The sequence below is a fragment of the Wolbachia endosymbiont (group A) of Anoplius nigerrimus genome (assembly GCF_947251795.1).
Lineage (GTDB): Bacteria > Pseudomonadota > Alphaproteobacteria > Rickettsiales > Anaplasmataceae > Wolbachia.
In genome coordinates this window covers 994,879-1,018,885 of sequence record NZ_OX366385.1, presented here as the reverse complement: position 1 = coordinate 1,018,885, position 24,007 = coordinate 994,879, and the positions used below count along the sequence as shown (strand labels likewise).

General features: G+C 35.8%; 19 protein-coding genes and 7 pseudogenes. 16 read left to right on the top strand and 10 right to left on the bottom strand.

Translation table 11 applies throughout. From position 1 onward, the window contains the following. Positions 1–264: 264 nt before the first annotated feature. The 3 genes and pseudogenes from OPR26_RS05420 to OPR26_RS05415 form a co-directional block, all read right to left on the bottom strand. Positions 265–1,443, bottom strand: coding sequence for a ribonuclease D (locus OPR26_RS05420; RefSeq protein WP_265015700.1), 1,179 nt, complete (start codon positions 1,441–1,443; stop codon positions 265–267). 74 nt (positions 1,444–1,517) lie between these two features. Next, a pseudogene (locus OPR26_RS07555) lies at positions 1,518–1,833 on the bottom strand (IS3 family transposase); the annotation flags it as partial. Between the two features lie 47 nt (positions 1,834–1,880). Then, positions 1,881–2,206: pseudogene (locus OPR26_RS05415) on the bottom strand (IS5 family transposase); the annotation flags it as partial. Between the two features lie 276 nt (positions 2,207–2,482). Here OPR26_RS05415 and OPR26_RS05410 point away from each other — a divergent pair. Together OPR26_RS05410 and OPR26_RS05405 are read left to right on the top strand one after the other, a co-directional pair. Beyond that, positions 2,483–3,235 (top strand): IS5 family transposase, encoded by a 753-nt coding sequence (locus tag OPR26_RS05410; RefSeq protein WP_264702259.1) that lies wholly within the window; start codon positions 2,483–2,485, stop codon positions 3,233–3,235. A 17-nt stretch (positions 3,236–3,252) separates the two neighbouring features. Beyond that, a pseudogene (locus OPR26_RS05405) lies at positions 3,253–3,438 on the top strand (transposase); the annotation flags it as partial. Positions 3,439–3,452: 14 nt separating this feature from the next. On the opposite strand, the pseudogene OPR26_RS07550 reads toward OPR26_RS05405, so the two are convergent. From OPR26_RS07550 to OPR26_RS05390, 4 genes and pseudogenes are all read right to left on the bottom strand, one after another. Next, positions 3,453–3,672 (bottom strand): annotated as a pseudogene (locus OPR26_RS07550) (IS3 family transposase); the annotation flags it as partial. A gap of 153 nt (positions 3,673–3,825) precedes the next feature. Beyond that, a complete protein-coding gene (locus OPR26_RS05400; RefSeq protein ID WP_265016251.1) occupies positions 3,826–4,212 on the bottom strand; it encodes a transposase in 387 nt (128 codons plus the stop codon). A gap of 20 nt (positions 4,213–4,232) precedes the next feature. Next, positions 4,233–4,598 (bottom strand): transposase, encoded by a 366-nt coding sequence (locus OPR26_RS05395; protein WP_264731180.1) that lies wholly within the window; start codon positions 4,596–4,598, stop codon positions 4,233–4,235. A gap of 38 nt (positions 4,599–4,636) precedes the next feature. Next, positions 4,637–5,326: an IS5 family transposase gene (locus OPR26_RS05390; protein ID WP_265015698.1), complete on the bottom strand. Its 690-nt coding sequence runs from the start codon at positions 5,324–5,326 to the stop codon at positions 4,637–4,639. 416 nt (positions 5,327–5,742) lie between these two features. On the opposite strand from OPR26_RS05390, the gene secD reads away from it, so the two are divergent. After that, on the top strand, positions 5,743–7,251 hold the full coding sequence (gene secD, locus OPR26_RS05385; RefSeq protein WP_265015697.1) for a protein translocase subunit SecD: 1,509 nt from the start codon (positions 5,743–5,745) through the stop codon (positions 7,249–7,251). Here secD and OPR26_RS05380 read toward each other — a convergent pair. Next, complete coding sequence (locus OPR26_RS05380; protein ID WP_265015696.1) at positions 7,248–8,033, bottom strand: enoyl-ACP reductase FabI; 786 nt, start codon at positions 8,031–8,033, stop codon at positions 7,248–7,250. The two genes, secD and OPR26_RS05380, sit on opposite strands and share 4 nt — an antisense overlap. A 417-nt stretch (positions 8,034–8,450) precedes the next feature. Between OPR26_RS05380 and OPR26_RS05375 the strand changes: the two are divergent. From OPR26_RS05375 to OPR26_RS05345, 8 genes and pseudogenes are all read left to right on the top strand, one after another. Then, a pseudogene (locus OPR26_RS05375) lies at positions 8,451–8,552 on the top strand (IS110 family transposase); the annotation flags it as partial. Positions 8,553–8,690: 138 nt separating this feature from the next. Further along, positions 8,691–9,155 (top strand): hypothetical protein, encoded by a 465-nt coding sequence (locus OPR26_RS05370; RefSeq protein WP_265015695.1) that lies wholly within the window; start codon positions 8,691–8,693, stop codon positions 9,153–9,155. Between the two features lie 102 nt (positions 9,156–9,257). Further along, positions 9,258–11,180, top strand: coding sequence for a tRNA uridine-5-carboxymethylaminomethyl(34) synthesis enzyme MnmG (gene mnmG / locus OPR26_RS05365; protein ID WP_265015694.1), 1,923 nt, complete (start codon positions 9,258–9,260; stop codon positions 11,178–11,180). An 8-nt stretch (positions 11,181–11,188) separates the two neighbouring features. Then, positions 11,189–11,584 carry an aminopeptidase P family N-terminal domain-containing protein gene (locus tag OPR26_RS05360; RefSeq protein ID WP_265015693.1) on the top strand — a complete coding sequence of 132 codons (396 nt, stop codon included), beginning with the start codon at positions 11,189–11,191 and terminating at the stop codon, positions 11,582–11,584. A 16-nt stretch (positions 11,585–11,600) separates the two neighbouring features. After that, positions 11,601–13,007: an aminopeptidase family protein P gene (locus OPR26_RS05355; protein WP_265015692.1), complete on the top strand. Its 1,407-nt coding sequence runs from the start codon at positions 11,601–11,603 to the stop codon at positions 13,005–13,007. Between the two features lie 119 nt (positions 13,008–13,126). Beyond that, positions 13,127–13,492 carry a hypothetical protein gene (locus OPR26_RS05350; RefSeq protein ID WP_096641498.1) on the top strand — a complete coding sequence of 122 codons (366 nt, stop codon included), beginning with the start codon at positions 13,127–13,129 and terminating at the stop codon, positions 13,490–13,492. Between the two features lie 128 nt (positions 13,493–13,620). Then, positions 13,621–14,047 (top strand): annotated as a pseudogene (locus tag OPR26_RS07545) (transposase); the annotation flags it as partial. A 59-nt stretch (positions 14,048–14,106) separates the two neighbouring features. Next, positions 14,107–14,859, top strand: coding sequence for an IS5 family transposase (locus OPR26_RS05345; protein ID WP_264702259.1), 753 nt, complete (start codon positions 14,107–14,109; stop codon positions 14,857–14,859). 458 nt (positions 14,860–15,317) lie between these two features. Here the strand turns inward: OPR26_RS05345 and ubiG are convergent, their stop codons facing one another. After that, complete coding sequence (gene ubiG, locus OPR26_RS05340; RefSeq protein WP_265015691.1) at positions 15,318–16,487, bottom strand: bifunctional 2-polyprenyl-6-hydroxyphenol methylase/3-demethylubiquinol 3-O-methyltransferase UbiG; 1,170 nt, start codon at positions 16,485–16,487, stop codon at positions 15,318–15,320. A gap of 514 nt (positions 16,488–17,001) precedes the next feature. Here ubiG and dnaG point away from each other — a divergent pair. The 5 genes and pseudogenes from dnaG to terL all read left to right on the top strand — a co-directional run bounded on the left by dnaG (position 17,002) and on the right by terL (position 23,509). Continuing rightward, on the top strand, positions 17,002–18,750 hold the full coding sequence (gene dnaG / locus OPR26_RS05335) for a DNA primase (RefSeq protein ID WP_265015690.1): 1,749 nt from the start codon (positions 17,002–17,004) through the stop codon (positions 18,748–18,750). 184 nt (positions 18,751–18,934) lie between these two features. After that, positions 18,935–20,023 carry an efflux RND transporter periplasmic adaptor subunit gene (locus OPR26_RS05330; RefSeq protein ID WP_265015689.1) on the top strand — a complete coding sequence of 363 codons (1,089 nt, stop codon included), beginning with the start codon at positions 18,935–18,937 and terminating at the stop codon, positions 20,021–20,023. 602 nt (positions 20,024–20,625) lie between these two features. After that, positions 20,626–20,724, top strand: a pseudogene (locus OPR26_RS07540) (WPE palindromic element domain-containing protein); the annotation flags it as partial. A gap of 108 nt (positions 20,725–20,832) precedes the next feature. After that, complete coding sequence (locus OPR26_RS05320) at positions 20,833–21,774, top strand: IS5 family transposase (protein WP_265015625.1); 942 nt, start codon at positions 20,833–20,835, stop codon at positions 21,772–21,774. Between the two features lie 274 nt (positions 21,775–22,048). Next, positions 22,049–23,509 (top strand): phage terminase large subunit, encoded by a 1,461-nt coding sequence (terL, locus tag OPR26_RS05310; RefSeq protein WP_265016293.1) that lies wholly within the window; start codon positions 22,049–22,051, stop codon positions 23,507–23,509. 172 nt (positions 23,510–23,681) lie between these two features. On the opposite strand, the gene grxD is transcribed toward terL, so the two are convergent. Then, positions 23,682–24,002: a Grx4 family monothiol glutaredoxin gene (gene grxD / locus OPR26_RS05305; RefSeq protein ID WP_265015687.1), complete on the bottom strand. Its 321-nt coding sequence runs from the start codon at positions 24,000–24,002 to the stop codon at positions 23,682–23,684. Between the last annotated feature and the right edge of the window lie 5 nt (positions 24,003–24,007).

Sequence of the window (24,007 nt, the reverse complement as noted above, 5' to 3'; positions counted from 1 at the left end):
CTATATATATTAACTAGATTTTCTAGATCCCAGTGTCAAGCACATAACTATACGAACATTGCAATTTGTAGGTGGTGTCATCCCAGTCTGGGATCTAGCTTTTTGGTAATTTTATCGAAAATGTTTGCTCGTTTACAATCAATTTTCCTGGATCGAAGTAGTCAAGGCACTGGGATGACACCCTACTTAACCGTCATACCGCCGCGGTATCTCTTAGCCACTAACACGTAGCGGGATGACGATTGTCGATAAATCTAAGTTACTTTAGCAACAGTTATTCTCCACTAAATTACTCTGAATTTTGGTTATATTATTTGCGGATTTCACTGCTGAAATCTCAAATTTTGAGCTTGTGTTCAAAAATGATTCAACTGACCTGCCAAAAAAATCGTACCTCCACCCCTTGAATAGTTTATCTATCTGCCCAGATATTGACCCGGTTAACTCATCTTTTGAAGAAACTAATTTCCTTGATATATTACTTTCTTTACATTTACTATCTAAAATAATTGAGAGTATATCGAATACAGATTTGTCATAATTATTCGGTAAGATGCTGTTTTGCTGCATCCAATTTTTTTCATTTTCATTAAAAATATTCACAAACTCTAGTAAATCTGCATCTTTTATATTTTTTGCATTCCTCTTGAGATCATCTAAAATCTCATCAACATGCTCTACATTTTTTTCAATAAAACCAGCTATTACAGCATTATTAATTACTTTATTACGATTCATATTATAGCGCTGTGCTAAGGTCTCTTGCCATTCACTAACTGCTTTAACAGTTAATACCAATCTTGGATTTGCTTCATAATTAAATTTAATTCTCTTCCATGCATCTTTTGGACTATGTAAATACTTATTTATATTAACTATTGATTCCATCTCTTCTTGAAACCAACCCATCCTATTATTTTCTTCAAGTTTATTGCACAATATTTGGTATAAGTCATATAGGTGTACCACGTCGTTTATTGCATAGTCTAACTGATCCTCGGACAACGGACGCCTTAACCAATCTGAATTTTTAGCTTTAATTTTATCCAGCACTACTCCTTGATATTGCTCTACTACTTTTGAGTAACCAATAAAGTCATGATAATAATGACAAAACATAGCGGCAACTTGGGTATCAAAAATGGGAGTGGGAATACATTTAAACACAGTGAGTAAGGATTCTATATCCTGCCGGCAGCTATGAAACACTTTGGTTATCCCCTGATTTAGCATTATTTTCTTAATGAATGATAAATCAATTTCTGGCACTAATGCGTCTACAATAAAACTCTTCTCTCCGTAAGAAATTTGAATTAACGATAATTTTGGGTAGTAAGTTAAATTATTTCTAATGAACTCCGTGTCAACTGCTATAAATTTCGGCTTTTTTGCTATTAATTCTTCACACGTATCTTCCAGCTCTGATGTTGTACTAATTAGCATATATTTTTCACTTGGTGGTTCTACTTTATCTGACCTTACCCAGAAAAAGTAGAGAGAAAGTTAAGACGTTTTTGTCATGAGAATGATGCATCAAATTGTGCAGGAATGCAATAATTAATAGTAGAATGCCTACGTTGTTTGTTATAAAAGATTTCTATGTATTCAAATATGGCAGTTCTGGTTTGTTGAGCGAGAATAAGCAGCTCCCTTTTGAGTGAACTTTTCTGCAACAGAGTTATCGTAACAACATCCCTTATGGCTCATGCTGGAAATGATGTTTTTTGTATTCAATAGAAATTGGTAATTTTGAGAGGTATACTGTGACCCTTGATTGCTATGTAACAGCAGATTTTTATCGGGTTTGCGCTTATTAACGGCCATCAATAAAGAGTGGCCTTGTTGCATCGCACTTTATGAGATGGTGATTTATGGTAAATTCATGCAACTATCTCAAATTTAGCCATACCAATATCAGTGAATTTATTGAGCAAATAGCATTTAGTTCTTTTTCTCGATTTATCTCAGATTTATTCCTAAAACTAAATCCGAATATTTGCTTTGATCTTGAGAAAAATCCTTCAATGTGAGCTCTCTTTCCATAATTTACTTCTTCTTTCCACTTTTTTATGCAATCATATGACTTTATTAGTCTAACAGCAGCATTTCTATCATCCATGTAATCCAATTTTTGGTGCTCTGTTGCGTTGTTTTTCGGAAGAATTTTTGTCTTTATACCAAACTTGTTACATAATTCGTAAAGCTCCTACCATCACTGCCATTAAGTTAAGGAAAGAATGGTTAAAAACTGAACTAAAAAGTCAGAAATAATTAAGGATTTATGACAAGTGCTAAAACAGAATAGAGTAAACTTTAAAGCAGATAAACTCTGAAGTGTAAATTACTTAAGAAATAGTTTGTTTAGAAGTCATTTTACAGAAGCTATGGCAATAAGCTACCTAGGCTCTGTGGACAAAAAATATGAAAAGAGAGAAAAAGATGGTAGTTTAGCCTAATAGGTAAAAAATGGAGAAACTACCATATGCAATATTACATCAAAGAGGAAAATTGGAAACAAATTTTAGAGTTCATAAAAAGCGTAAAAGGAATGCACAGCAAAGATGAAAAACGTTTAAGAATATTCATAGAGGCAGTGTGGTACATAGTGCGAAGTGGTTGCCAATGGAGACTTTTACCAAAAACTTATGGTAATTACAGGAGTATACATAAGCGATTTAAAAGATGGTGTGAAAGAGATGTCTGGAAAAAATTGCTTGAATATACTAAACAAGAGCCTGATTTAGAAGTTGCTATAATCGACGGTACGATCATCCGAGCCCATCCATGTTCATCTGGATATACAAAAAACTCCAAGGATCAAGAAGCTTTAGGGAGGAGCAAAGGTGGCTTTACAACTAAAATACATGCGCTTGTCGATGCACTTGGAAATCCACTTAAATTTACTCTGACTCCTGGTCAAAGAAATGAAATTACGCAGGCACAAGTGTTGACCGAAAGTATCTATAACTCTACTGTAGTAGCTGACAAGGGCTACGATAGCAATGCCTTTGTTACAAGTCTTGAAGACAAGGGATGTACAGTAGTTATTCCGCCAAAACGGAATCGAAAAGTGCAAAGGTATTACGATGAGCATATCTACAAAGAACGTCATTTGATTGAGTGTTTTTTTGGTAAAATTAAAAATTTTAGGCGCATTTTTTCCAGATTTGATAAAACTGCTGAGGTTTTTATGGGTTTTCTCAATTTTGTTGGAGCTCTTGTATGGCTTCTCTAAAATTTTGTCCACAGAGCCTACCACCATACTCACCTGACATCAATCCTGTTGAGAGGTTTTGGTTATATATAAAACAGAACATTTTGCGTAACAAAATCTACGACACAATTGCTTTGCTTGAGAGCGCTTTGTGCAAATTTATTACCTCTCTTTCTCACTCTACAATTAAAAAACTCTGCAATGCCGCTTATTTGATTCGCTAGTAATGAGAATTGGTATTAGTTTTTATATAAGTAATATAGGTTACCCAAACTTTATTTGGCTGATCAGTGGTGAATTTTTGATCCAATGTGTTCGGAGCCACAACTCGGTTGCTTATTTGCTGTTTTTTATTTTTGAACCTTCGTCTAAGTTTAGCTTTAATGCCATTTTCTTGCATAACACTTTGTACTGTTTTAATTTTTGCCTAAAACTTTTAATTCAGCGTGAATTTTAGGGATCTGCATTTGGATGCTTTTTTTGAATATCTGCTAGGCTCTGTGGACAAAATTTTAGAGAAGCCATACAAGAGCTCCAACAAAATTGAGAAAACCCATAAAAACCTCAGCAGTTTTATCAAATCTGGAAAAAATGCGCCTAAGAGCATGTCTTCAAACTGAAGAATGAGCTAATTTGTGAAGCATAATAGTGATCATATTAAAGAAGATATAGTTTTTTGAGGTGAGAGGAGAATGCTCGTAATCTTTACTCATGCGCCTAAAATTGGAAAGCCAGGCAAAAGTTCTTTCAACAATCCAACGTTTGGGAATAACTTGAAATCCTGTATCAACTATTTTCTTGGCAATCGTTAATAAACATCCCGTTTCCAATAAGCATCTGTTTTGTAATTTACCTATGTACCCTTGATCAGCAAAAAACTTACGTAAAGTTGGAACTTTGCATTTAGCTTGGGCAAAAAGATTTAGAGCACTATCACGATCTTGAATACTTGCACTCTGTACTTCAGCAGCAATTACAAGACCCACAGTATCTACAATAATATGGCGTTTTCTGCCCTTTATTTTTTTGCCAGCATCATATCCTCTGGATCCCCTTTTTGAGTAGTTTTCACTGACTGGCTATCAATTATACCTACTGATGGAGTCTTATTTTTACCAATCATCTCTCTTACTTTTTTAACTAGAAAATCATGAATTTCTTGCCATATTCCACTTTTTTTCAAGCGCGAATTACAACTATATACGGTTTTCCATGGTGGAAAATCTTTAGGCAGTTGTCTCCATTGACATCCTGTTCTCATCATATAGCGGATTGCATTAATAATTGTTCTAATACTATGTTTTCTTGGTCTGCCGGTCTTTTTAGGTTCAAAATATGGCTCTATTGTCTTCCATTCTTTGTCACTTATATCGCTTGGGTACATCTTAAAATGTACCTTATACCATACTTCTTAACTTCTTTCTACTCAGTTTGAAGACATGCTCTAAAATTTTTAATTTTACCAAAAAAACACTCAATCAAATGACGTTCTTTGTAGATATGCTCATCGTAATACCTTTGCACTTTTCGATTCCGTTTTGGCGGAATAACTACTGTACATCCCTTGTCTTCAAGACTTGTAACAAAGGCATTGCTATCGTAGCCCTTGTCAGCTACTACAGTAGAGTTATAGATACTTTCGGTCAACACTTGTGCCTGCGTAATTTCATTTCTTTGACCAGGAGTCAGAGTAAATTTAAGTGGATTTCCAAGTGCATCGACAAGCGCATGTATTTTAGTTGTAAAGCCACCTTTGCTCCTCCCTAAAGCTTCTTGATCCTTGGAGTTTTTTGTATATCCAGATGAACATGGATGGGCTCGGATGATCGTACCGTCGATTATAGCAACTTCTAAATCAGGCTCTTGTTTAGTATATTCAAGCAATTTTTTCCAGACATCTCTTTCACACCATCTTTTAAATCGCTTATGTATACTCCTGTAATTACCATAAGTTTTTGGTAAAAGTCTCCATTGGCAACCACTTCGCACTATGTACCACACTGCCTCTATGAATATTCTTAAACGTTTTTCATCTTTGCTGTGCATTCCTTTTACGCTTTTTATGAACTCTAAAATTTGTTTCCAATTTTCCTCTTTGATGTAATATTGCATATGGTAGTTTCTCCATTTTTTACCTATTAGGCTAAACTACCATCTTTTTCTCTCTTTTCATATTTTTTGTCCACAGAGCCTAGTTATTCACTATCCATTTTTTAAGTTGGCGTTTTTTTATGTTTTAAACGCTTTATAAGCGCGTTTCAGCTTATGTAGGTAGAAGTTTTATAAAGACATAAGGTGCACATAGTGCAAAAAATTAAACATGAGACGCCAGATACGTGAGTTTTTTTGTCATTTAATCTGTACAGAGAAGATAAATAAATAGCTTCAGTGTTTATGATAAGGGGGCTGGCGAAGCTTGTCAAGCAAGTTTTTTCGTTTCTATAGCTACTTGGATAGGTTATTTGGACAATAGAGCATTTTACAAAAATCTATTTTTAACTTACACTGCAATTTTAAACCTACAACTTATGTACAACAGGCTTATAGTCAAATCTTTTTCAGTATTATGCATCTGTTTATTTGCTTTATACATAACACTGCCAAATTTCTTTGATAATAAGCTTTTTATTTCGAAAAAAAGAATAAACTTAGGCCTTGACCTGAAAGGAGGGGCATCTTTGCTTTTAAACATAGACTTAGATTTCTATTTTAAGGAAAAGCTAAGCATGCTAGCAGGTGAGATAAAAGAGACATTGCTAACAAAAAATATTGAATCTAACGTACAAAATAGCGTTGTAACTTTAAATAATATTGATGATTATAAAAAAGCATCTGTGTTGATTAATGCGATAAATCCAAATTTAGAGCTAAATAGAAAAGATTCTTCAATTCTCATTTCGTATAAACCCCATTATAAAAATTCTTTGATCAGTGAAGTAGCTGCAGAATCAATAAACAATGTCCAGCGGCGTTTGGACAAACTTGGCACAAAGGAAGTCAGCGTTCAAAAACAAGGGCAGAATAAAATATTAGTGCAGGTGCCTGGAGTAGAAGACACCAAGCAGATAAAATCTCTGCTTGGCAAAACTGCTAAACTAGCTTTTCATTTGGCAAACACTAACATAGCCAAGGTGCAGGATATAGATCACGAAACTACTGTCATGCTCAAGGATTCTTTAGGTAATTCTTATCCAATATTCCGCAAAACTGAAATAGGTGGCGATTCGCTGGTCAATGCGTCAGTTAGATTTGGTCACTTAGGTAAACCAACAGTGCATTTTAAATTTGACAGCATAGCGAGTAAAAGATTCGCGAAAATCACTAAAGAAAATGTGGGAAAACCTTTTGCAATTGTTCTGGATAACACAGTTTTAACAGTACCTACAATACGTGAGCCAATTTTAAATGGAGAGGGAGAAATTAGCGGTAATTTCGCTGAAAAACAAGCAAGCGAACTTGCAATACTTTTAAAATCTGGAGCACTGCCAGCACCACTTAAAATAATTGAAGAAAAAAACATTGGCCCAAGTCTTGGAGAAGAATCAATAAAGGCAGGGGAAATGGCAGCAATAATCTCTATTGTAGCCGTGGCTTTATTTATAATCATCACTTACGGCAAATTAGGTATATTAGCTTCTGTTGCGCTTTTTTCTAATGTAATTCTTATATTATCAATTCTCACTCTGCTTGAAGCAACTCTAACTTTACCTGGAATTGCCGGTATCGCACTCACTGTCGGTATGGCGGTGGATGCAAATGTTTTAATATTTGAGCGAATTCGCGAGGAAATCAAATCTGGCAAGAGAGTGGAACGTGCTATTGAAGAAGGGTTTAAAAACGCTATAAAGACAATACTGGATTCAAATATCACAACACTCATTGCTGCAGGAATAATGTTCATTATTGGCAGTGGAGCAATTAGAGGCTTTTCTGTCACTCTATCAATAGGAATTTTATGTTCGATGTTTTCTGCAATCACAGTCACAAAACTTCTGATAGAGTTGTGTATGAACCCGAAGGAACTAGTGCTTTGTTAGTCAACTACCTTCATTCCCACAACGTTATATCCTGAATCAACGTGCAAAATTTCTCCAGTAGTGCCACTACTTAAGTCGCTTAATAAGTATAACGCTGCCTTGCCAACATCCTCTATTGTAACATTGCGTCTGAGCGGAGAATTATTTCTATTCCATTCCGATATGAAGTGAAAATCGCTTATTCCAGAAGATGCTAAAGTTCTGATTGGACCAGCGGAAATTGCATTTACTCTGATATTTTGTGGTCCAAGATCACATGCTATATATTTTACACTTGCTTCAAGTGCTGCTTTACATAAACCCATAACGTTATAATTTGGCATAACTTTTTCAGCGCCATAATAAGATAAAGTAAGTAAACTACCACCACCTGACATCATTTTTTCAGCTCTTTGCGCTAAAGCAGTGAAAGAATAGCACGATATATGCATTGCATTGAGGAAGTTATTCAGTGAAGTATTGACATATTTACCATCTAACTCATTTTTATCGGAGAATGCTATTGCATGCACCAAAAAGTCAAGAGTACCCCATTTTTTCTCTATTATTTCAAAAGCGTTATCTACGATTTTTTCATTTGAAACGTCACAGTGTAATATTAGCTCCACATTTAATTCATCTGCTATTGGTGATAGTTTTTCTTTTATTATTTCGTTCTGGTAGGTGATTGCAAGTTCTGCCCCGTGCTCTGAGAGAACTTTTGCTATACCGCATGCTATCGATCTCTTATTTATTATTCCAGTTATTAATCCCTTTTTGCCTTGTAATAGATTTGTCGTCATAGAACTATCTGTTTTTTTATAATTTGGAGTATTAACTAGGCAAAGTCAATTATGTTTTAAAACATTTTTTGCAGTAACTTGAAGTCTAATACCACTGTTAACAAAAAGGCAGCGATGAGAGTTTCTATAGCTAACCCAAGAAAGGTTTCCCTACGTCATACCGCCGCGAACCGTCATACCGTGATTTATTCACGGTTGTAAGTTGGAAATGTGATATAAAAAGAAGCAAGAAAGAAGATAACTCTATAAAAATGTGGTTATCGCCAGGCTTGAGCGACCATAAGACGGTAGTATTATAACATACGTAGATATCAAGGTACTCAAGCCTATCCTTCGAGACGTTTGAATAGTTGTTTGGGACATATATATGCACCCGTTTACAATCTTAAATTTTAACTTAAACTCTCGAGGTTCTTTATGGTTACATCTTATCAAAATTTTATTGGCATTGATATCGGAAAACTTGAATTTGTTACTGCAGTTAATGAACAAAAAGGTGTCATCAAATTTGACAATAGTTGTGTTGTAAGTTGAGGCCCTTCTCCCGCTCTTTTTTCCAAGGCCATTTCATAAAAAATTACTTTGTTTATTCAGCCAGTCTCATTATAATAATAATGAAAGGAAGGTAAAAATTGTTATTATTAATTGAAGGGTTGTATGGGTCACGATGATAAAGCACGTGTAATATTTAATTATGTACCACCAATAATGGTAATATTTGCAGTTTATGGATTGAGGGTTACAACTTCATCACCTTTAGTAGTAGGTGGGATTATTGGTTCTATGTTTCCAGCATTGTTTACGGCTGTGGTCGTAGGAGAATTGCTATATACACTTTACAAGGGAGATTCTATTGAGGAATTTGATAAAAAGGCACTAATTTACTCTGGTATTTCCACAGCTGTAGGTGCTGCAATTGGAGTTGCACTTGCTGCAGCCGCAACTGCTATTTTTCCTAGTGGAATGCGTGGTGCAGTTTTAGCAGGTGCAACAATAGGAGTAATAGCGCCGATAGCAGGGTTACTTGTAACCGCGGCTATAATATCTGCTGCTGAAAGAGTGAATGAATATATTATTTCTCTTATAGTTGAGTGTTTTTCTTCAAAAGAGAAGGAAGTTTAAACTAATCAAGTTGTTGTTTTATTGCACAATGCTGGAATAACAAGATTTGACATTAACCGCTAATAGTCGGAATATTAGTAGGGTACGGATTACTTAAAAAGCATGCATAAATATGACGTAGTAGTAGTAGGTGGTGGTCATGCAGGGTGCGAAGCTGCTGCTGCGGCAGCTCGCCTTGGTGCAAACACGCTGCTTATAACTCATAAAATTTCAACTATAGGAGAAATGTCCTGCAATCCAGCAATTGGAGGAGTTGCAAAGGGTGTTGTAGTCAGGGAAGTTGACGCTCTTGATGGAATAATGGGAAGAGCAATCGATCAAGCAAGCATACACTCAGTCATTTTAAATAGCAGCAGAGGTGCAGCAGTATGGGGCCCGCGTGCACAGGCAGACCGAAAATTATATAAGCAGGCAATACAGGAAATTATTCTAAATTATAACAATTTGACGGTAAAAGAAGAGTCAGTTGACAATTTTCTTATAGAAAGTAATGGCAATGGAAAACCGTGCATTAAAGCTGTAATAATAAGTTCAGGTGAACGTATACCAACAAGTAAAGTCATTCTAACTACAGGGACCTTTCTGCGGGGTGTGATTCATATAGGAGAGCAAACAACTCCTTCAGGAAGAATGGGGGATAAGTCTGCAGTAGAACTTGCAAATACGTTGAAGAAGTATGATTTTAGATTAGGTAGACTGCGTACCGGAACTCCACCAAGGCTTGATCGTAATACTATAAACTGGTCAATATTGCAAGAACAAGTGGGTGATAACCCACCTGTGCCGTTTTCTTATCTCACAGAAAAAATTAACCAACCTCAGGTATCATGCTTTATTACCCATACTAATGAAAATACGCATAAAATAATTAGAGAAAATCTTCATAGGTCAGCTTCTTCGTATTTGGATGACATTGTTGCACCAAGATACTGCCCATCCATTGAAGTTAAAGTTAATAAATTTGCAGAAAAAAGTAGTCACCAAATATTTTTAGAACCAGAAGGGCTGGATGATGATACTGTATACCCAAACGGAATTTCAAATTCATTGCCTGTTGAAGTGCAAAATGAAATGATAAAGAGTATCAAAGGACTTGAAAACGCAGAAATATTGAGGTCTGGATATGCAGTTGAGTATGACTATATTGATCCACGAGAACTAAGCCATACTCTTGAAACTAAGAAAATTAAAGGTCTATATTTTGCTGGCCAAATCAATGGCACCACTGGATATGAAGAAGCAGCAGGGCAAGGAATTATCACTGGAATTAACGCAGCACTCTCTGTATCTGAAAAAAAAGAGAGTTTTGTTCTTCACCGCACAGATTCGTATATTGGCGTAATGATAGATGATTTGGTCACCAAAGGGGTGATCGAGCCTTACAGATTATTTACCTCACGTGCAGAATATAGGCTAGCTATCAGGTCAGACAATGCGGATAGAAGATTAACACAAAAAGGTTATGATATTTCCCTTGTTTCGCATGAGAGATACTCTGTTTTACAGAATAAACTTAAATCCATTAAGCAGCTTGAAGAGAAGTTAGGGAGTCTGACAATTACTCCTGAGCAGCTTAGGTCTTATGGTATTAAAATATCTTATGATGGGATAAGAAAAACGACACTAGATTTACTCAGCTATCCAAACATCGACTGGAATAAATTACAAGAAATATGGTCGGAGTTAAACAGCATTGCGTGCCTGAATAATACCAAAATGTATAATACAACTAAAAATGAAGTGCGCGAAGCAGTTGCAATTGAAGCAAAATACAAGCCTTACCTAGTAAGACAAGAAGCAGATATGAAGTTTCTACGAGAGGAGATTAACACTCAAATTCCAATTGATTTTAACTATTCACAAGTTAAAGGCCTGTCAAGTGAGGTAATAGAAAAGTTGCAGACGATAAAACCAGCGACGATTGGCATTGCAAAGCAAATACAAGGCATCACTCCCGCAGCGATAGTGAGCATATTAGTGTACCTTAGGAATAAGAAAACGAAAGTAGCTGCTAGTTTTGCGTGAGGTATTCCATGTCAAAAATCGAAGAATTTCGTTCTTTTATGTGTGAAACAAATGTTGACGCATTTATGTTGCATACTAAAGATGAATATTTAAATGAGTATTCAGAGGAGCTAACAAAGCTGTGTGGCTTCACAGGAACAAATGGGCTACTTATTGTTACAAAAAGCAACAGATGTCCATTTTTTACGGATGGACGCTATATCACACAAGCTCGCAATCAACTCGATCGGGGCAATTTTCAAGTATATAATATACAAGAAGAGGATCCACGCGAATGGATAAAAGCAAACTTAACATCGACTGCCTCACTAGGTTACTATTTGCAATATTTTATCATAGAAGATATAAGAAAGTATGAGAATATCTGTAAATTAATACCCTGTTTAGCTGGAAAAAAAAAGTGACTATCGAAAACAAGCAGTGGTTTTACATTCTATTAAATATGCTGGTGAAAGTAGCAAGAATAAATGTGAAAAAGTCGCTAAAAGCATAGATAAAAAAGCTGAAGCAGTGCTTTTAACTGATCCAAATTCAATTTCATGGTTATTAAATTTAAGAAATGAAAATGCCCAATATACTCCATGTATATTGGGCCGTGCTATATTGTATAAAAGCGGTAATGTTGATTTGTTTATTCAAGATAAAGAACATTCAACTATAGAAGCAAATTTGGGTAGTCATGTAAATGTTTTTGATATTAGTGAGCTAGAAAATTCGCTGTGTAAGCTAAATTCAATAGTTATAGATCCAAGCACAACTCCAATGAGTATTATGAATGCAATAGATCCCTTGCATAACCATTATTTGAGAGAAAAATCAGCTTCGGTGTCATTCCAGCGCGTGACGCTGGAATCCAGAAATAAAAAAGTATGGATCCCAGTGTCAAGCACTGGGATGACAAGAAGTAATGAAAAAGGTCTAGTAGAAAACAAGCAGGTAGCTGAAAGAGAAGATCCTTGTCTAATTTATAAAGCAGTAAAAAACCAAACTGAAATAGCTGGGGCTATAAATGCACACATTAAAGATGGAGTGGCAGTTACAAATTTTCTATATTGGCTTGAAAATAATGTTGGCAATGGAATCACTGAGCTCAAAGCTGAAGAAAGGATTTTAGAACACAGAAAAGAGCAGGATTTGTTTAAGCAACCAAGTTTTCCAACAATTTCCGCATTTAATGAAAATGGTGCAATAATTCACTATCATGCAAGCAGTAAGACGAATAAGGTAATTCAGAAAAGTGGACTATATTTGATTGACTCTGGTGGCCAATACCTTAATGGCACAACTGATGTGACAAGAACTGTAGTGGTTGGTAATCCGACCAATGAGCAAATAACCCACTATACAATAGTGTTGAAAGCTCACATTGCTATAGCAAGTGTCATCTTTCCTTCTGGCACTACTGGTGGAGAATTGGATATATTGGCACGTACGCATTTATGGAAATTTGGAATGGACTATATGCATGGTACAGGGCATGGAGTAGGAAGCTACCTATCAGTACACGAAGGACCACAAGCAATATCAAAGGGCAATAAAGTGAAACTCACGCCAGGAATGATACTTTCCAACGAACCTGGTTATTACATTCCGGGAGAGTATGGAATAAGAATTGAAAATCTGATGTATGTCGACAGACAAGAAAATAGCTTTTTACATTTCAAACAACTGACCTTCATTCCATATGATAGAAGGCTAATAGATGTGCAAATGCTTACTAAAGATGAAGTTGAGTGGATAAATAGCTATCATCAATTTGTCTATGAAAACTTAGAAAATAGCGTAAAAGATAAGGAATGGTTAAAGAAAGTATGTGATCCTCTATAAACAAATTGTTTGTTGTTTAATAAAGTATTAACAGGGTTACCAATAGGTATTTTGTGTATTGTTTTTAATTTAAAAACGATATATAATAGAGGACACGTATTTTTAGGTAGGTTATAATTATGATAGATAAAGGGCAAGAAGATGAATTTATGAAGCAGTATATGGATACTTGCAAAGAGCAAATAGAAAAATTAGCCAAGGATCCTGAATTGCTTAATCAGACTTTAAAACCATTTATGCAAATGTCTCAGCAGCTTATGGCTGGCGGTATGTTAGAAGGGGCTATGCCTGGCATGGTACCTGATTTGGGTAGTATGGATGTTAACAAGATGATTGCTCAGATGAAGGAAATGATTGACTACATAAGAGGTAACTATAAGGAACTAATGAAAGAGCATAGCTCGCAGATTCAAGAGCTTGATGAATCCAGTAAAAAGCTAAGAGGCTTAGTTAAAAAATTGATAGAAAAGATCGAAAGTAAATAAACAATATCTAACGCAAGTCTCTTCTGTCATTCTATGCACAGCTGCATAAGTGTCTGGTGACCTTACCCAGAAAAAGTAGAGAGAAAGTTAAGACGTTTTTGGAGTAAAATAAAACGTTTTTTCAAAATATGGCAAATAGAAGGGAATATACAGCAGAATTCAAATTAGAAGCTGTTAAGCTGGTTAAAGAAACAGAAGTACAAAAATAGCAAAAGATCTAGGTATAGATGGCAGTATGTTAAGTAAATGGGTAAGAAAATATGATGGAAAAATGTCAGAAGCATACGCATTTCCAGGCAAAGGCTCCTTATGACAAAGAAAGATTTGATCTAAAAAAAGAACTAGCAAGAGTAACAAGAGAAAGAGACATTAAAAAAAACCCTGGCCAAATAAAAAGAGTAAAGTATTCTTTTATATAGAAATTGCTATAAAATACAGGAACTATGTAGGGTTTTAGACATATCTGCTGGTGGTTATTATAAATGGGTTGCTAAGGGAAAAAGCAGTAAGGAATTAGCAAGAGATGGGCTTCTAGGCTCTGTGGACAAAAAATATGAAAAGAGAGAAAAAGATGGTAGTTTAGCCTAATAGGTAAAAAATGGAGAAACTACCATATGCAATATTACATCAAAGAGGAAAATTGGAAACAAATTTTAGAGTTCATAAAAAGCGTAAAAGGAATGCACAGCAAAGATGAAAAACGTTTAAGAATATTCATAGAGGCAGTGTGGTACATAGTGCGAAGTGGTTGCCAATGGAGACTTTTACCAAAAACTTATGGTAATTACAGGAGTATACATAAGCGATTTAAAAGATGGTGTGAAAGAGATGTCTGGAAAAAATTGCTTGAATATACTAAACAAGAGCCTGATTTAGAAGTTGCTATAATCGACGGTACGATCATCCGAGCCCATCCATGTTCATCTGGATATACAAAAAACTCCAAGGATCAAGAAGCTTTAGGGAGGAGCAAAGGTGGCTTTACAACTAAAATACATGCGCTTGTCGATGCACTTGGAAATCCACTTAAATTTACTCTGACTCCTGGTCAAAGAAATGAAATTACGCAGGCACAAGTGTTGACCGAAAGTATCTATAACTCTACTGTAGTAGCTGACAAGGGCTACGATAGCAATGCCTTTGTTACAAGTCTTGAAGACAAGGGATGTACAGTAGTTATTCCGCCAAAACGGAATCGAAAAGTGCAAAGGTATTACGATGAGCATATCTACAAAGAACGTCATTTGATTGAGTGTTTTTTTGGTAAAATTAAAAATTTTAGGCGCATTTTTTCCAGATTTGATAAAACTGCTGAGGTTTTTATGGGTTTTCTCAATTTTGTTGGAGCTCTTGTATGGCTTCTCTAAAATTTTGTCCACAGAGCCTAAATTTGAGTAAAAGAAATTTCACTACCACTCACTAATCTGGCTAAAATTCAAGAATTTCAATGCTTTAGCTATTTTCAATAGAATTAAATTTATTAATATAAATAATAAATTACTATTCTTAAATTTGATCAGATTGATTGCAAAAAAACAAGATTTTCAATAGGTTGCTTATAATTCTAACTATAGTTAGCCTTTCATAAGTAGCGATGCAACAAAGCCATCCCAGTGTCAGCTACTCGGATGACAAAAAAAGGGGCTACTTGGATGACATGGCTAAAAGAGCCCAAGAGAGGTGTCATTCCAGTCTGGAATCTAGAAAAAAAGAAGCTGGATCCCAGTGTCTGGGCACTGGGATGACAAAAAAGAAGCACTGGAATGACAGGAGAAGGAGGCACTGGAATGACAAGAGAGGGCACTGGGATGATATTAGAACCGTCTCAAACTACAATATTTCCACAAAGTATATAATTAACATCCACACCTTTAGTTAGATTCCACTCACGCTTTATTACGTTGTACTCCATGCCAGCCATGTTTTGCAGCGTTACATTATTTTCTCTTAAGTGATTTGCAATTTCTGACGGCTTGAGAAATTTATTCCAGTTATGCGTACCTTTTGGCAGCCAATTTAATATGTACTCTGCACCAATTATTGCAAGGCAGAAGGATTTGATAGTTCTATTTATTGTGGATATAAAGATTAACCCCTCCGGTTTTAGCAGCTCTATTGCTTTCTTCATGAAAAGCTCTAAATTATCCACATGTTCAACTACTTCCATCAACAGAACCACGTCGTACTTCTTGTCATTGCTTAGCTCTTCAATGCTGGTGTGCATATATTCTATATTAAGCCCTACTTTTTTCGCATGTGATTGTGCCACTTTTATGTTCTCTTCACATACGTCTATTCCCACAACGTTAATGCCAACGCGTGCCATTGACTCTGACAAAATGCCACCACCACATCCAACATCAAGCAATGATAATTCTTTTAAATCGCATTTTTTTAACTCTTTTATTTTCTCAGTAATGTAAGATACTCTAATAGGATTCATCATGTGTAATGGTTTGAATTTGCCGTTCTCATCCCACCACTGGCCTGCCATTTTAGCGAATTTTGATATTTCATCTTCGTTATAAGTTTTTGTTTTTTTTTTCTTAGAGGTTATATTACTGAGTTTATCAAGGCGTTTTTTATGTCTGCTTTCTTTTGAAAATTCTGTTTCGAGGAATTGTTTGACTATGTCTTTTGCTAATCCACTCGCAGTAAACCCTGCACCAAGACACAGTACATTTGCGTTGCCATGCTCGCGAGCTAATTTTGCGATCTCAACACTGTTACATAAAGCAGCGTAGATTCCTTCAAAACGATTTGCCACAGTACTCATGCCCAAACCTGTACCACAAATTAATATCCCATAATTTGCTTTTTTGCTTGTTATATCTTCTACAACTTTAACAGCATAGTCTGGGTAATCTACACACTTTTGCTTAGCAGTGCAGCCTTGATCTACTACTCTGTAACCTAGGGCTTCCAGGTAAGGTTTTATTTCTGATTTTAATTCATAACCAGCATGATCTGAGGCAATTGATACTACATCTGACATATAAATAATTAATTTTATACTAATTAAATGATATAATTAAAGCAGATAAGATTTAATAAATTGAATAGATTACAGTGTCAAGTACACAACTGTACGAACGTTGCGATTTGAGTCCACCAAGGAGGGGTGTCATCCCAGTGCCCAGACACTGGGATCCATGCAATCTCGTCAAAGACGTTCATTTTAGCATAAAAGAGCTACTTTTATGCTCACCAGCTCAGTGTCCAATCAAAATTCCTGGATGCCAGTGTCAGCTACTTGCATGACACCTTATGGAGCTATAGTTCCTCTCCATTCTCAAATGCCCTTCTTTTGTCATCTAAGTAGCTATCCAAGAAAACTATTTACTGTACCTACTTTAAATCAACCTTCTTTAATTATATTCATGATTCTTGAGTAATTTATTTTGGGTTCTTTGTCAAGCTGTCCTGATTTTTTGCGAGCCTTGAAATAAATTTCGAGTCAGATGTGTATAAATTCTATATAATTTTTATCCTGCTACTAATTTAACAAGATGGATCATATAGATATTATAAAATCAAAATTATTATTATCCGACATAGTAGGTAAAAAAGTCAGATTAATAAAAAGAGGAGATAGTTTTGTTGGGCTCTGTCCATTTCATAACGAAAAAACCCCATCTTTTTCGGTAAGTAATACTAAAGGATTGTATTACTGTTTTGGTTGCTTAGCTAGTGGTGACGTATTTGAATTTATTTCACAAACTGAAGGATTAAGCTTTAAAGAAGCATTGGAAAGATTAGCATCGGTTACAGGTGTTGAACTGCCCAAAAGTCTTAGTATTACAAAAGAGGACAATAAACTATTTTTAGCGCTTGATTTAGCTGCAAATTGGTTTGCACAAAAAAATCAAGGTGTTGTAGATTATTTAAAGCAGCGTAAGATTTTACCTAAAATCATAGATAAATTTAAGATAGGTTATGCACCAAGCTCTGGTTTGAAAGAGTATTTAAACTCTTCAGGTATTGAAGACAAAATTTTAATTGATATTGGATTAGTAAACAAAAATTTTCGTGATTATTTTTATGACCGGCTGATATTTCCTATACAGAGCATTGCAGGGAGAGTTATTGGTTTTGGCGGACGTGCGCTAAGTTCTGAGCAACAGCCGAAATATTTAAATAGCCCAGAGAGTCAGCTCTTCAAGAAGAGAGAGAATTTATACGGATTAAACTTTGCTTTAAGCGAAATACGTAAAAAACAGCACATATTTGTTGTTGAAGGATATATGGACGTGATAGCACTACATCAAGCGGAAATTAGCAATACAGTTGCTCCGCTTGGTACTGCAATTTCTGCAGAACAGATAAAAAATCTATGGAAATTTGCTAAAGAAATCTCCATCTGTATGGATGGCGATAGTGCTGGACGTCATGCTGCTACCCGAGTTGCAGAACTTGCTCTGCCAATATTAGAGCCTGGATACACGTTAAAGTTTGTGACTTTGCCAAGTAATAAAGATCCATACGATATATGTAACGAACTGGCATACAAGAAAGAAGACGTGTTGACTGCTCTTGACCATTCAACAAAACTGCATTCTGAATATTTATGGCATCACATAGTCAATAATAGTCTGCAAAGCTACGAAAAACTTGCTCCAGAAAAATATTCAATTCTTGAGCACAGGTTCATGGAATATGTAAATACTATTAGCAACAGCAGTATTAGACGGTATTATAGAGATTATTTTTACAATAATGCTAGTGAACTAAGAAGTAGCTTCAAAAAACAGATTTTTAATAGTAAAATTAGAGCAACAAAAGGTGAGTATCTTCATAACAAATCTCCAGAGCTAATTGAAGCAGAGCAAAATCAGGCCATAATTTTGCGTATAGCCGTAGAATTTCCTGAAATCTTGAACCGTCCTATATTTTTTGAGCAATTTTCTCATTTTGAATTTACTAATGAGATGAAAAGATTACAACAGCGTGTAATTGATGTAATAAGTAACAAAAGCAAACTTGGTAAAGAGGCTTTGTTACAAGAATTGAAACAGTTTGACGTTATAAAGTATGTATTTGAAAAAACTAGTGTACTAAATAGCCAACTGAACGAGAGAAAATCTGCAGAAATTGTGTGGAATAATATAGTGTTACTAAAAGAATTAAATGCATTACGAAAAGAAAGAACCGAAGCGAGGCTGAGCGGTAATCTTGACTTAGAAGAAAGGTTGATAGAACAAATAAAGCAAATAGAAAGTAATATACAAGAAATGCAAATGGAGTTTATTGAAAAGTAGGCTGCTACAGTTAATTATTTTTAGGTTGTTTGTCATTCTGCTGCTTTTTAACGGAATTTATACTGCCTCTTAGCAATAAAAAACTTACTTATTGTAGAAAAATCTTGTGTTTGTTCTCATATAAAATTATTTATGGAGTGACGATGGTGCATGTATTATACTTACATTTCTGATTCGAAAATTTATGCAGTTGTTTCTAACAAAATTAGTTAACAAATTCTATTGTTTAAAGATGAGAAATAAAGTAATCATCATTTCTAGTATTGCTTTTATTCTACTGTTTTTTATCAGCAGTGCATTTTTAAAAAAAGATCAGGCGGTTCATAGTGATAATGCAACTAGTAGCTTTTCAGTAAAAACTCAAGAATGTGCGCCGCAAAACCGCACTATATATTTAAATTTTTCTGGTACAGTAAATCCCTTACATAGAGCTAGCCTTGTCTCAAAAATAAGTGGTAAGATTATTGCTATTTATTTACCTGATGGTGAAAAGGTAAAAAGAGATGATGTAGTGTTAAAGATAGAAGATTATGACAGGATTGAGCAAGCTCAGAAAGCCAAAGCTTTATTAAAGCAGCGTGAAATTGAGTATGATTCCTCTCACAAACTGAATAAAAAAGGTTATGGAGCACAAATACAAGTAGAAGCAGCTTTTACTGCGTTACAAAGTGCAAAAGCTGACCTAAAAAGGCTAGAATTGGATTTAGAAAATACTGCAGTCAAATCTCCTATAGATGGTTATATTGATAAAATCAATGCAAACGAAGGGGATTTTGTTAATGCTGGGCAAAAAATAGCTGACGTGGTTAATTTCGATCAAATTCTTGTAGTGTTATACGTTTCGGAAAATGAAGTAAATAAAATAGAGCTAGGCAGCACAGCTCAAATTAATTTGCTGGACGGAAAAGAATTGGCAGGTGAAGTAAGTTTTATTAGTAAAATTGCTGAGCCTAAAACTGGGTCTTATAGGGTAGAAGTAAAGGTAACTAATAATAAAATGATATCCTTGCAGGGACTAACTGCCAACGTAAGGCTACCTTCAGGCGAAAGATTTACATATAAAGTTCCTTCTTCAGCCCTGAGCTTAAGTGACGAGGGTGCTCTTGGAATAAAGATTGTTGACGACAATAATTATGTAATATTTGTACCAATAGAAATTGTTGATCATGAGAGCGATGGGGTTTGGATAGTAGCAAATAACGAAGGTAAACCCATAAAGTTAATAGTATTGGGCCACCTATTTGTTAAGCCTGGTGATAAGGTTGAAGCCTAAGTCTTTCTCAATAGACTTCTTGTATAGTTTTTGGCAACAACTGTTATAAACAAAAACTTGCTTGACAAACTCCGCCAGCCCCCTTATCATGAAACTGAAGCTATTTTATTTAACTTCGCAATCTCTGCAGCAGATTAAAATGACAAGAAAACTTGTATTTGGCGTACTATTGGTTAATTCTTTGCACTATGTGCACCGTATGTCTTTATCAAATTTCTAGGTTTTTACCTATACAAGCTGAAACGCGCTTATAAAGCGTTCAAGACATCACCCAACGTCAAATTTTAAAATAGAGAGTGTAATAACTAGCTACCACGGGTTTTCTTTGCCTTTTTTTCTGCCTAGTAAATTTCTTAAACATTTATAGCTAAGGTTAGTTGCATTTAAAAGCAGCTAAATTGCAGCGTTTAAGACTTAAAAAACGCCAATACTGAAAATAGACAATGACTAGGGTTTCTTTTGCCTTTTTTTTCATTTGGTAAATTCCTTAATATTTATGGCTAAACGACAATCGTCATCCCGCTACGTGTTAGCGGGATCTAGAGATACCGCGGCGGTATGACGTAGGACTGCTATCATTCCAGCGCTCCTTTCTCGTCATCCCAGTGCCCAGACACTGGGATCCAGAAAAATTGATTATGTACTATACAACATTTTCGATCAAAAGCTGGATTCCAGTGTCAAGCACTGGAATGACACCATTCTTTTTCCTGGATCCCAGTGGGCTTTGTTGCATAGCAACCGAAAAAATCTGGCAGTTACTGACAAAATTCATTATAAAATAGCCATTCAACTGTTGAAGAAAAAATATGCCACAAAAAATGAGAGTCAGTAACCAAAACGAATATAACAAATTTCTAGAAAAAAGAGGAAATATTTTTCGTTATATCAACGAAGCCATAGAAAATTGGTATGAAATTGGGCCAAAAATGCAGGGTGGCAACAATATTTACAGCAATAAAGTGGTGATTTTGATACATATAATAACCCATCTATTCAGAATAGGTTTGAGGCAAACAGTTGGATTTATAGCAGGATACCTTGAGCAAATTGGGAAAAATTTGCAAGTTATCAGCTATTCTCAGGCTTCAAGAAGGTTTAAGAAACTTAATATTAAGATAAATGATTGCAGAATTGATAAAGATAATATGGAAGATATCGAAATTGCTATAGATAGCACAAGCATCAGCATTTATAACAACACTCCTGGCCACAGCAAGGAAAATAGCGAAAATAGAAAGTATCGCAGCTATGAACAAGTAAAGAAACTACACGTAATGTTGAATATAAACAGCAAAAAAGCCATAGCTGCAAAATACAGCAGCGGAGTTTATTCAGATCACTATGGAGCTTGCGATTTGTTAGAAGAAGTTCATGCTGTAAAGGTATTATATGCGGATAGAGCATATGACAGGCATAAGCTTTACGAATTATGTAACAAGTTTGGTATAAAGACAAAAGTTCTTCCGAAAAACAACGCAACAGAGCACCAAAAATTGGATTACATGGATGATAGAAATGCTGCTGTTAGACTAATAAAGTCATATGATTGCATAAAAAAGTGGAAAGAAGAAGTAAATTATGGAAAGAGAGCTCACATTGAAGGGTTTTTCTCAAGATTAAAGCAAATATTTGGATTCAGCTTTAGGAATAAGTCCGAAGTAAATCGTGGAAAAGAACTACTCATTAAGTGCTATTTGCTTAATCAATTTACTGACATTGGTATGGCTAAATTCGAAATGGCTACATGAATTTATCGTAAATTACTACCGCATAAGGTGCGATGCAACAAAGCCATCCCAGTGTCAGCTACTTGGATGACACCTTTGTGTTTGCATAGCTGTACAAACATTGTGATTTGAGAGCAATTTCCACAAGGGAGGATGTCATTCCAGTGCTTGGCACTGGAATCCAGACTTTATTATGCAGCCACTTGGTTGAAATTAAGTCTTCTGGATCCAAGTAGTCAAGCTACTCGGATGACAAGAAAGGGGCTACTTGGATGACATCTTTCAACATTATATCATGAACTTTCTAAAATTCATTGAGTTATGCTTTCAAACGGTAGTGCCGGGGTGTGAGTATAATAATTATCGGTACATAAAAGTCATAGCAGATAGGCTAGAAGCAGCGAGCGCTGGTGAAGTGAAACGAATAATATTCAATATGCCTCCGCGTTCGATGAAGTCCATGTGCGTGAGTGTTGCGTGGCCCGCGTGGATACTGGGAAATCAGCCAACTGCAAGAATAATAGTTGCAAGTTACTCTCGGCTGCTCAGCGAAAAGCACTCGCTCGACACCAGGTGCGTAATGCAGTCTAGTTGGTATAGAGCGCTATTTCCAGAAGTAGAACTATCCAAAGACCAGAATACTAAATATAAATTTCAAACAGTGCAGAGAGGATACAGAATTGCAACATCAGTTGGAGGAACATTAACCGGTGAAGGTGGAGATTTCATCATCGTGGACGATCCGCTCAGTTCTGCTCAAGCTTTGAGTGAAACGTTTAGAAAGCGTGCTACAAACTGGTTTGACCAGACTTTAGTAACCAGGCTCAACAACAGAAGAAAAGGAGTCATCGTTCTTGTGATGCACAGGCTACACCAGGAGGACTTAACCGGACACCTTCTCTCTAAACCGAAAAACATATGGCATCATATTTGTTTACCAATAATAGCTGAAAATAGGGAGATTATCTATTCAATCAAAAAACCAGCGCCTCCTGTTCCTGTCATCCAAGTAACTATAAATGAGCGCATCGGGTGGCTGTATAATAAACCAGCATCACGCATTGCACCTGCAAGGATTTTATACTCAAGAGAAGAAGGTCAGTTGCTATATTTCCTCGATGGAGGAAAAGAAGAAGTTGAGATGATAAAGGCTGAACTTGGGAGTTATGCTTTTGCTGCACAATATCAACAAAATCCTCTGCCACTTTCAAGTGGTATAATTAAACGAGAGTGGCTGAAGCGCTATAGAAATTTTTCTGATAGTCTCTCATATGTCACTCAGAGCTGGGACACTGCAGTTTCAACAAGCAACACTAGCAACTTTAGCGTCTGCACCACCTGGACAAAAGTGGGCAATAAATTCTATTTACTTGATGTATATCGCGCAAAGCTTGAGTATCCAAAGCTTAAAGAGCAAGTTCTGTCACTAGCCGCAAGATGGGCACCACACGCAATTTTAATCGAAGCAAAAACAAGTGGTCAGCAATTAATACAAGATCTGAAGGCAAGCAGTCATTTGCCCATTATCGAAATAGTACCACATGATGACAAACTCACTCGATTTTATCAAATTGTTCCGATTATAGAGTCTGGCAAGGTTTTTCTGCCGCACCAAGCAGTATGGCTCAACGATTTTGAGTATGAGATTTTAATGTTTCCAGAAACCCGCCACGACGACCAAGTGGATAGTACCGTGCAATATCTCCAGTGGGTGAGAGATAGTAGCTCTAGGGTCGCAGCTTTACGGGCACTGTGATCTTGGCTAAGCTACCCGCGGCGCTAACGCGTAGCGGAATGACGGTTGTCGGTAAATCTAAGTCACTTTAGCTATAGAATAAAAAAAGCCAATATTTTGAAGTAAATATAGATAACTAACCACCACGGGGTTTCTTTTGCCTTTTTTTAGGTTATGCAAGAGTTTTGAAGTCTTATTCAATAATTTTTTTTTCCTTCAATAAATTTTGCAGTTCGCCTTTTTCGTACATCTCGCGAGTGATGTCGCAACCACCGATAAACTCTTCCTTTATATATAATTGTGGAATTGTTGGCCAATCAGAAAACTTTTTTATAGATTCACGTATTTCATCATTCTCCAACACGTTAATATACTTAAACTTCACGTTCAATTTTTTTAGGATTGACACGACGAGTCCAGAGAATCCGCATTGAGGAAAATCAGAAGTGCCTTTCATGTACAACACCACATCATTTTCTGCTATATCTTTTTTTATTTGTTCAAAATTGCTCATAAATT

Excerpts from the sequence above, each read along its gene's own strand:
- OPR26_RS05420 (WP_265015700.1), bottom strand. The coding sequence starts at position 1,443 with ATGCTAATTAGTACAACATCAGAGCTGGAAGATACGTGTGAAGAATTA.
- OPR26_RS05410 (WP_264702259.1), top strand. The coding sequence starts at position 2,483 with ATGCAATATTACATCAAAGAGGAAAATTGGAAACAAATTTTAGAGTTC.
- OPR26_RS05395 (WP_264731180.1), bottom strand. The coding sequence starts at position 4,598 with ATGTACCCAAGCGATATAAGTGACAAAGAATGGAAGACAATAGAGCCA.
- OPR26_RS05390 (WP_265015698.1), bottom strand. The coding sequence starts at position 5,326 with ATGCAATATTACATCAAAGAGGAAAATTGGAAACAAATTTTAGAGTTC.
- secD (WP_265015697.1), top strand. The coding sequence starts at position 5,743 with ATGTACAACAGGCTTATAGTCAAATCTTTTTCAGTATTATGCATCTGT.
- OPR26_RS05380 (WP_265015696.1), bottom strand. The coding sequence starts at position 8,033 with ATGACGACAAATCTATTACAAGGCAAAAAGGGATTAATAACTGGAATA.
- OPR26_RS05370 (WP_265015695.1), top strand. The coding sequence starts at position 8,691 with ATGGGTCACGATGATAAAGCACGTGTAATATTTAATTATGTACCACCA.
- mnmG (WP_265015694.1), top strand. The coding sequence starts at position 9,258 with ATGCATAAATATGACGTAGTAGTAGTAGGTGGTGGTCATGCAGGGTGC.
- OPR26_RS05360 (WP_265015693.1), top strand. The coding sequence starts at position 11,189 with ATGTCAAAAATCGAAGAATTTCGTTCTTTTATGTGTGAAACAAATGTT.
- OPR26_RS05350 (WP_096641498.1), top strand. The coding sequence starts at position 13,127 with ATGATAGATAAAGGGCAAGAAGATGAATTTATGAAGCAGTATATGGAT.
- OPR26_RS05345 (WP_264702259.1), top strand. The coding sequence starts at position 14,107 with ATGCAATATTACATCAAAGAGGAAAATTGGAAACAAATTTTAGAGTTC.
- ubiG (WP_265015691.1), bottom strand. The coding sequence starts at position 16,487 with ATGTCAGATGTAGTATCAATTGCCTCAGATCATGCTGGTTATGAATTA.
- dnaG (WP_265015690.1), top strand. The coding sequence starts at position 17,002 with ATGGATCATATAGATATTATAAAATCAAAATTATTATTATCCGACATA.
- OPR26_RS05330 (WP_265015689.1), top strand. The coding sequence starts at position 18,935 with ATGCAGTTGTTTCTAACAAAATTAGTTAACAAATTCTATTGTTTAAAG.
- OPR26_RS05320 (WP_265015625.1), top strand. The coding sequence starts at position 20,833 with ATGCCACAAAAAATGAGAGTCAGTAACCAAAACGAATATAACAAATTT.
- terL (WP_265016293.1), top strand. The coding sequence starts at position 22,049 with ATGAACTTTCTAAAATTCATTGAGTTATGCTTTCAAACGGTAGTGCCG.
- grxD (WP_265015687.1), bottom strand. The coding sequence starts at position 24,002 with ATGAGCAATTTTGAACAAATAAAAAAAGATATAGCAGAAAATGATGTG.